General features: G+C 37.4%; 7 protein-coding genes. 5 read left to right on the forward strand and 2 right to left on the reverse strand.

From position 1 onward, the window contains the following. Nucleotides 1-60 precede the first annotated feature (60 nt). Entirely contained in the window at nt 61-342 is a 282-nt protein-coding gene (locus ACZFYI_RS01445) for a DUF202 domain-containing protein (RefSeq protein WP_462522342.1), read from the forward strand. A 184-nt stretch (nt 343-526) separates the two neighbouring features. Continuing rightward, nucleotides 527-1,417 carry a Ppx/GppA phosphatase family protein gene (locus ACZFYI_RS01450; protein ID WP_462522343.1) on the forward strand — a complete coding sequence of 297 codons (891 nt, stop codon included), beginning with the start codon at nt 527-529 and terminating at the stop codon, nt 1,415-1,417. Between the two features lie 38 nt (nt 1,418-1,455). Here the strand turns inward: ACZFYI_RS01450 and ppk1 are convergent, their stop codons facing one another. Both ppk1 and gyrB read right to left on the reverse strand, forming a co-directional pair. After that, nucleotides 1,456-3,579 carry a polyphosphate kinase 1 gene (ppk1, locus tag ACZFYI_RS01455; protein ID WP_462522344.1) on the reverse strand — a complete coding sequence of 708 codons (2,124 nt, stop codon included), beginning with the start codon at nt 3,577-3,579 and terminating at the stop codon, nt 1,456-1,458. Nucleotides 3,580-3,702: 123 nt separating this feature from the next. Beyond that, the gene (gyrB, locus tag ACZFYI_RS01460) at nt 3,703-5,661 is read right to left on the reverse strand and encodes a DNA topoisomerase (ATP-hydrolyzing) subunit B (RefSeq protein ID WP_462522345.1); all 1,959 of its coding nucleotides are present in this window, start codon (nt 5,659-5,661) and stop codon (nt 3,703-3,705) included. 378 nt (nt 5,662-6,039) lie between these two features. Between gyrB and ACZFYI_RS01465 the strand changes: the two genes are divergently transcribed. From ACZFYI_RS01465 to ACZFYI_RS01475, 3 genes are all read left to right on the forward strand, one after another. Continuing rightward, the gene (locus ACZFYI_RS01465; protein ID WP_462522346.1) at nt 6,040-6,792 is read left to right on the forward strand and encodes a bacteriorhodopsin-like; all 753 of its coding nucleotides are present in this window, start codon (nt 6,040-6,042) and stop codon (nt 6,790-6,792) included. Nucleotides 6,793-6,853: 61 nt separating this feature from the next. Beyond that, entirely contained in the window at nt 6,854-8,005 is a 1,152-nt protein-coding gene (locus ACZFYI_RS01470; RefSeq protein ID WP_462522347.1) for a lycopene cyclase family protein, read from the forward strand. Continuing rightward, nucleotides 7,992-8,812, forward strand: an 821-nt coding sequence (locus ACZFYI_RS01475; RefSeq protein ID WP_462522348.1) for a Brp/Blh family beta-carotene 15,15'-dioxygenase, incomplete at its 3' end; no start/stop codon positions are given. The genes ACZFYI_RS01470 and ACZFYI_RS01475, both read left to right, overlap by 14 nt.

The following is an 8,812-nucleotide window of genomic DNA, read 5'->3' on the forward strand; positions in this document are numbered from 1 at the left end:
TATCACGAATAAAAGAGTGGAAAATAGATTTTCTTTGTACTAGTATTTATAAAAGCAAAAATGGAAAAAGAGAATTTATCAGACCAAGATTTAATTGTCAGGGACTATTTGGCAAGACAAAGGACATACCTCGCCAATGACAGAACCCTGCTCTCCTTTATCAGAACTTCATTGTATTTTTTGGTAAGCGGTACTGCCCTAATGGAAGTGAAAGCTTTGGATCACGTTCGGGACCTTGGTTGGCTGGCATTCGGACTAAGTGTAAGTACACTGATTTTGGGAATTTACAGTTTTTTCAAAGTAAAAAAAAGACTCAAAAAACACCATTATCAGAGGATGTAAAGAAGTTTGTTAATTTCCTTACAGTTTCAACTCAAACCCCGAAAATTTTAATTCCAGTTCAGGAACGGGATTTACCCATATGTATTTGGATCCAAATGAATGGTTTATTGATAAATTAATGAGGGTTTTTTAGGCTATTTAGAATTGTCAGTTAGTCAAGATTCAGATTCAAAATTACCGTATTTTGAAATTAGCTGCAGTTGATATTGGTTCTAATGCCATCAGGCTACAAGTCACAAACGTCACTTACTTCGAAGGCAAAACCAATTTCAAAAAATTAGAATACCTTCGGTTTCCATTACGGCTTGGTTTGGATGTCTTTCATTCCCAAAAAATTTCTGAAAAAAACCGGATGAAATTTATCAAATTAATGAAAGCCTTCAAGCTTCTCATTGACTTGTATGAAGTCGATGACTATATGGTCTGCGCTACTTCTGCCATGAGAGAATCTGTAAACGGAAGGGAAATCTGTGAAGAAGTCCAAACAGATATTGGTATGAAAATCAATATCATCGATGGAAATCACGAAGCTGAATTGATCAATTTGGCTCTCGGGGGATATATTGACGAAAAATCATATCTCCATAATAATGTAGGCGGTGGAAATACTGAATTGAACATCTACATCAATAAAGAGAAGATTGCTACCAAGTCTTTCAAAATAGGTTCGGTACGCGCTTTGGATGAAATCATTCCAGTTTCTGTTTGGAAAAGTATGAACAAATTCATCACCGACCATTTGACTAATCAAGATAATATCATAGGAATCGGAACAGGGGGAAACATCAGTAAAATTTTAGAGCTTTCCAATCCGGGGAAAGGTGTAAGGGTCTTGGAAATAGAAAAAATCACAGAGGTACAGGCTTACTTGGAATCCATTTCTTACGAAGACAGAATCAACAGACTCAATCTCAATCCTGACAGGGCTGATGTGATTATTCCAGCTTCCAAAATCTACCTTTCTGCCATGTCGGCAGCATCATCCAAAAAAATGATTGTTCCAGATGTGGGATTGAAGGACGGCATGATGCAGGTATTGTACAGAAAAAACAAAAACAAAAAGGCTGTGATTTAAACTACAGCCTTTTGTTTTTTGGAATTAGAACCAAATTACTAACCGATCAATTTGACTTTTTTGATATTATCAGCATTAAGATTAAAGAATTCCTTATGTACGTTAAACTCTTCCTCTCCCACGTGAGGAACCTTTGGCAGGTAATTTCCATCTTCCTGCATGATGTAAGCGTTGACATTGTCTCTCAGGTTAAAAGAAATGATATTCATCAATTGCTTTTCAAGAAATGGATCCTGAATCCTGAACAATGACTCCAGTCTTTTGTCAAAACTCCTCACCATCATATCAGCACTTCCGGCATAAGTTCTTGTTTGACCGTTATTATGGAAATGATAGATTCTGGAATGCTCCAAAAAGTCTCCCACTAAGGACAGAACTTCAATATTTTCGCTTAGCCCCAATCTCCGCGGACGGAGGCAGCAAATTCCTCTAATGATCAATTTGATAGGAACACCTGACTGGGAAGCCCTATACAAAGCATAAATGATCTCGGAATCTTCCAAGGAATTGACTTTGATAAATATTCCTGAAGGAAGTCCTGCCCTTGCGTTATATGCTTCCTGCTCTATGAATTCGACGAGTTGATTCCTCATATCCCTTGGAGCAGTGATCAGATTTTGATAAGTCGAAGGCATAGAGTGGCCTGTGATGACATTAAAAAACTCGGAAACGTCATTTGCCAAAGTCTCATTGGTAGTCAATAATCCGATGTCTGTATAGAGTCTTGCCGTGTCTTCATTGTAATTGCCAGATCCAAGGTGCACAAAGCGCATCACGCGATCTTCATCTTTTTTGACGATCAAAAGGAGTTTGGTATGCGTCTTCAGATTGCTGATTCCATAAATCACAAAACAACCTGCCTTTTGAAGTTTTTTGGCTTCGCGGATATTATTTTCCTCATCAAACCTTGCCTTAACTTCAAAAAGCACTGAAACGTGCTTGCCATTTTCTGCAGCCCTGAGCAAGGCCTTGGTAATCCTACTTTCTTTTGCCAGCCTGTAAATGGTCATTTTGATGGCCATAACTGTAGGATCATCCACAGCTTTTTCAATCAATTCAAGGATTGGGTCAATGTTATTGTAGGGATGATGAAGGAGGATATCTCTTTCTTTTAAAACTTGGAAAATATCCTCAGACCCTTCTTCCGGATAAGACAAAGGTGGAACCGGTGCAGGAATCTGTGGCAGCTTATCCTTAAATCGCCTATTGCCAATAACCTGCCATAGCCCGGTGAAGTCCAACATACTGGCTCGCTCCACCTTGAATATACTGTCATCTCCAATATTCCAACGGTCTTTGAGCAAACTAACCATCCATCGGCTATAACCTTCTTCAATTTCGATCCTAACTACCCTTCCTGTCTTCCGCTCATTCAGTTTTCTCTTGACTTCTTCAAGGAAGTTTGCATCCATGTCCTCACTTTCTTCCAAAGTAAAATCCCCGTTTCTGGTTATCCTGAATAGATTGATCGACTCTATATTCACATTTCGAAACAACGAGACAATGTTTTCTCTGATAACTTCCTCGATGGGAATATAGACCACCATATCTTCCCTTTCGATCTCAAAAAATCTGGGGATATTGGCTGGAATCTGGACAAATGAGAGTTTTCTGTTTTCCTTTTTGTCTCCGGGGGCCAAAGTGACAACCCCAAAAATCAAAAGCTTATTCATCAAAATCGGGAAAGTCCGATAGCCATCAAAGACCATCGGTGTAAGCATAGGATATACCGCTTTATTAAAATAAGATTTGATATATTCTTGTTCCTCGGGCTCAAGGTTCCTTACATTACTGAGAATAAATCCATCTTCAGACATTTTGGGAAGAAGATCGGTAAGGAAATGTTCTTGCTGCCGTTTATGAAATCCCTGACATTCCAGCATCAGTTTCATTTTGAAAGGCTCTTCTCTTAGTCCTGAGTAATCGACACGCTCTTTGTCATAATCCAGGTAATTGTATAGGGACCCTATCCGGATCATAAAAAACTCATCCAAATTAGAGGCTGTTATGGCCAAAAACTTCAATTTCTCAAAAATAGATCTATTTACTTTCTTTGATTGGTCAAGAACTCTGTCATTGAATTTCATCCAACTGAGGTCTCTACTGACTAGATCACTGCTCTCAATGATGCTTTCAAATTTATCTTTAGAAGATACTTTCATGGCTATTTGGTGTATGCTACAAATCTAATAATCTGTGGAATTCATTTTTCCCGAAAAGGTTAATAAATCTTTAATAAACAAAAAAAAGGGCCAAAAGCCCTTTCTTGATTGATTTTTTTGATATCAGGAATCAATTTTTGCGTATTTGGCATTCTTTTCAATAAAATCCCTTCTTGGCGCAACTTCATCCCCCATCAACATAGAGAATAAATGATCTGCCTCTGCGGCTGATTCAATAGTCACCTGCTTCAAAGTCCTTGTATTTGGATCCATGGTGGTGCTCCATAGTTGCTCAGGGTTCATTTCTCCTAGACCTTTGTAGCGTTGGATATTGACGCTGTCTTCTTTGCCTTCACCAGCCATTTCGCGGGTTAGTCTTTTCCTTTCGTCCTCGTTCCAACAGTATCGTTCATCTTTCCCTTTCTTTAATAAATAAAGAGGAGGCTGGGCGATATACACATAGCCATTTTCTATCAATTGACGCATGTACCTGAAAAACAATGTCAATATCAAGGTCCTGATATGGGATCCATCAATATCAGCATCCGTCATGATTACAATTTTGTGATATCTCAAGGAAGACATATCCAGTTCTTTATCATCATTGACAGTTCCAAATCTGACTCCAAGAGCAGTCAGGATATTTTTGATTTCTTCGTTGTCATATATCTTATGCTCATGGGCTTTCTCCACGTTCAGGATTTTTCCTTTCAGAGGTAGAATAGCCTGAAAATCCCTATCTCGGCCCTGCTTGGCAGATCCGCCGGCAGAATCGCCTTCGACCAAGTAAAGTTCGCAAACAGTTGGGTCAGAATTGGCACAGTCAGCCAGTTTTCCGGGTAGACCTCCTCCTCCAAGAACATTTTTACGCTGAACCATTTCACGAGCTTTTCGTGCGGCATGTCTTGCCTGCGCTGCAAGCACTACTTTGCCTACAATGATCTTTGCTTCTTTTGGGTGCTCTTCCAACCAGGATTGTAAAACTTCCGAAACAGCACTGTTAACTGCACCTTGTACATCAGAGTTTCCAAGCTTGGTTTTGGTTTGTCCTTCAAACTGTGGTTCCTGGACTTTTACTGAAATCACAGCTGTCAAGCCCTCTCTAAAGTCATCTCCTGAAACTTCAAGTTTTAACTTTTCAAGCATTCCGGATTTATCAGCGTAGCTTTTAAGTGTTCTTGTCAATGCCATTCTGAAACCGGAAACGTGCGTTCCGCCTTCATAAGTGTTGATAGTATTTACGTAAGAAACTACATTTTCAGAATATGAGGAGTTGTAACTCATCGCTACCTGAACAGGAACATTTCCCTTTTCTGATTCTATATAAATTGGATATTCTATAATTTTTTCTTTTGTCTCATCAAGGTATTGGACAAATTCGACCAATCCACCTTCAGAAAAGAATTCATCTGTTCTTGGGCTACCGTCATCCTCCAACTCCCTGAAATCTTTTAGAAACAATCTTATTCCTGCATTTAGAAAGGACATTTCTCTCAATCTCGTAGCAATTGTTTCATACTTGAACTCAGTATGGGTGAAGATAGAAGCGTCAGGCTTGAAGTGAATGATCGTCCCTCTTTTATCTGTGAGACCGATTTCCCTTACAGGATATTGAGGAATACCGATTTTGTATTCTTGCTCAAAAACCTTCCCATTTCTATGAACTGTGGCTTTAAGATCTGTTGATAAGGCATTAACACAGGAAACACCCACGCCGTGAAGTCCGCCTGACACTTTATAGGTGTCTTTATCAAACTTGCCGCCGGCATGAAGTACTGTCATGACGACCTCAAGTGCTGATTTCTTCTCTTTGAGGTGCATGTCAGTGGGAATTCCTCTTCCGTTATCTTCTACAGTGACAGAGTTGTCCTCATTGATTGCTACATGGATGGTATCACAATGACCGGCAAGCGCCTCGTCAATGGAATTATCTACTACTTCCCAAATCAGGTGATGGAGTCCTTTGACTCCGATGTCACCGATGTACATGGCAGGTCTTTTTCTAACTGCTTCTAAACCTTCTAAAACCTGGATATTATCTGCTGAATAATCCTGATGATTTCCTTCTTTTTGTTCGCTCATAACTTGGTTAAAATGCCTTTTTTTATTAAAAAAAAGAGATTTTTTCATTCTTTAATTAACCCGTAATTATACACAAAAAAATCGAGAGCGCCTACCCAAATTTCAGCTTAAAAACAGCCTTTCTGAATCATTCCTATACGATTTTACAAATTACAATAATTACAAAATATTTTATGGTATAATTTAAAAATTGCGGAATAATGCAAATTTTCAATTCTAACAATTAAAAACTGTTCATATCTGTTTTTCAACATCTTATTTACATTTGTTTAATTTTTCTATATATAAATTAAACAAATCTTATTCTGTTTTGATTATCAAGACAATATTTCACCAAACAATATTTCAAAAATCCAATTTAACTAAAATCATTAATCTATGAACACCCTCTTAACAGCAGATTTGATCGGTCTTGACAAGATCATCAACAGTGATCCAGTAGCAATAACCTTCTTTATAGGTTATATGGCAATGTTCGCTTCAGCAGTTTTCTTCTTCGTCGAAAGAAGTTCTGTAAGCGATAAGTGGAAAACCTCTCTTTTGGTTTCCGGACTCATTACCGGTATTGCAGCAGTACACTATTACTACATGAGAGATTTTTATCTACAGACAGGCCAAAGCCCAACTGCATTTAGGTATGTAGATTGGACATTGACTGTACCATTGATGTGCGTAGAGTTTTATTTGTTGACCAAGCCATTTGGTGCCAAAACAAGTACACTTACAAAACTTATCCTTGCTTCATTGTTGATGTTGATAACCGGATATATAGGTGAGACTTCAGGAATTGAAAATAACGTTATGTGGGGTATCATTTCCACCGTAGGTTACCTTTACATTGTTTATGAAGTGTTTGCAGGAGATGTTGCAAAACTTGCTAAAGAATCAGACAGCCCGGCTTTGGGAAGAGCAATGTTTTTATTGAAGATTTTCATAACACTGGGTTGGTCAATCTATCCACTTGGATATATGGTGTTACCTGGTAACCTTTTGTCAGGAGCTTTCGAAGTTAGCAGTATAGACTTGTTTTATAACTTGGCTGATGCCATCAACAAAATCGGTTTTGGTTTGGTAATCTATTCAGTTGCCATATCTGAGACTAACAAAAACAAGAAAGCACAGCATGCATAAATTTTATTAAAAGGCTTCTCCAATCATGGAGGAGCCTTTTTTTTATTAACCCAAAAGTCCCATGGTAACCTACGATTACATTATTACTGGGCTAGGATGTGCCGGTTTAAGTCTGATTTATTACCTTTTAGATAGTCCACTAAGGGATAAGAAAATCCTACTAATTGATAACTCATCTAAAATCGAAAATGATAGAACCTGGTGCTATTGGGCAGAAAAACCACTTGAAATCCATCCGAAAAATACCCCTTTGATTTTTTGGGACTCTATGAATATTACCGAGGCCAAAGAAGCAGTACTTGTCAATCTTCAAAACCTGAAATATTTCCATATCAAGTCTTCAGACTTTTACAAAGAAGTTAGGGAAAAGATAAAAATGTTTCCCAATGTCTCTTTTCTAAAAGACAGTGTAAAGGAAATCGAAAGTTCCAAGGAAGGGCCTGTTAGAGTTATTACCTCCAAATCAGGAATATTCAGGTCCAAATTTTTGTTTAACAGTATTCCTATTTCATCCTCAACAAATAATTCTAAGGTTCTGAAGCAGTCATTTGTTGGCTGGAAAGTTTCTACTGAAAAAGAGTGTTTTAATCCCAGTGCGGTTTCTCTGATGCACTTTGTCTCCGGACAGGAGAGCAAAACGGATTTCTTTTATATTCTTCCTTACAATAAAAATGAGGCCTTGATTGAATATACCCTATACACCAAAAACGGAATCGAAATATCCATGATGGAAGAAAGGCTTGCTGATTATCTGAAAAATGAACTTGGCGTGACAACCTATGACATCACTTTCAAAGAATCAGGCAGTATTCCGATGACAACCACAGAAAACCCACTTCATATTCATTCAAATATTATTCACTTAGGTACTTTGGCGGGTTGCTCCAAACCTTCCACAGGTTATACTTTTTATGATATCCAAAAACATTGCCAATCAATTATCGAAGAATTGGTAAAGTCAGGCAAAGTCAATTCGAGAAAATGGATCAGAAAAAAAAGATTCGGTTTTTATGACAATATCATCCTAAATATCGCTGTCAAGTGGCCTGCCGCATTACCTGGGATTTTTAGGCAGATGTTTTCTAAAAACCAAGCCAATTTAATTCTAAAGTTTCTTCAAGAAGAAACAAGTATTTGGGAAGAAATAAAGCTTCTTTCTAGGCTTAAGTTTTCAATTTTCATCAAATCCCTATTGAATTATGAAAGGCATTGAAGGAGCAGGCAAAATGTTGGGGGTTGTTTTGGGGATGAGCTACATTCTGTTTTTTGAGGGAAATGAATTGTACCAATGGATATGTTTTGGAGCTATATTGGTTTCCATAGGAATTCCCCATGGCGCTATTGACCACTTACTGCTCAGTCCAAATATTAACAGGACCAATCTTAGCAAGTTTATCTTGAAATATCTCACTATCATAATTGTTTATCTAGGTATCTGGTTTTTAACACCTATTTTGGCTTTAGTCTCTTTTGTCTTTATGTCTGCTTATCATTTTGGACAAAGTCATTTTATAAAACAACCTTTAAAAAAATTTAAAGTACTGACTTTCATTTCCTTAGGTTCATTTTTCCTCGGCACTATCTTATGGGGAGATTTTAATTATACCTCCTCCATATTGTCCAATATCCTTGATGTGACTCAACTTAAATTATATGGAAATGGCATTATATCTTTTACTTTTTTCCTTTCCATATTTCTGATTTTGATGAATTTTGGACTAAAGTCTATTTGGTTATTGGTAGAAATAACTCTATTGGGATTCTTTCTTTATCATTTGCCTCTTCTCCTTGGTTTCATTATTTACTTTGGATTTTGGCATTCTTTACCGAGTATGGCTGAAGAATTTGAAGCTTTGAAGGATTACTTGGAAATCCACAAAATCAAAAATTTTATTAAAAAACTATTGCCATTCACCTTGATGAGCTTGGCAGGGATATCCTTTATTTTAATATTGTTCTATGAAATGTTGGAAGCTGATCAACTAACCTTGCTTTTTTTTATTTTGGTATCACTGATCTC

It is taken from the genome of Aquiflexum sp. (assembly GCF_977115555.1).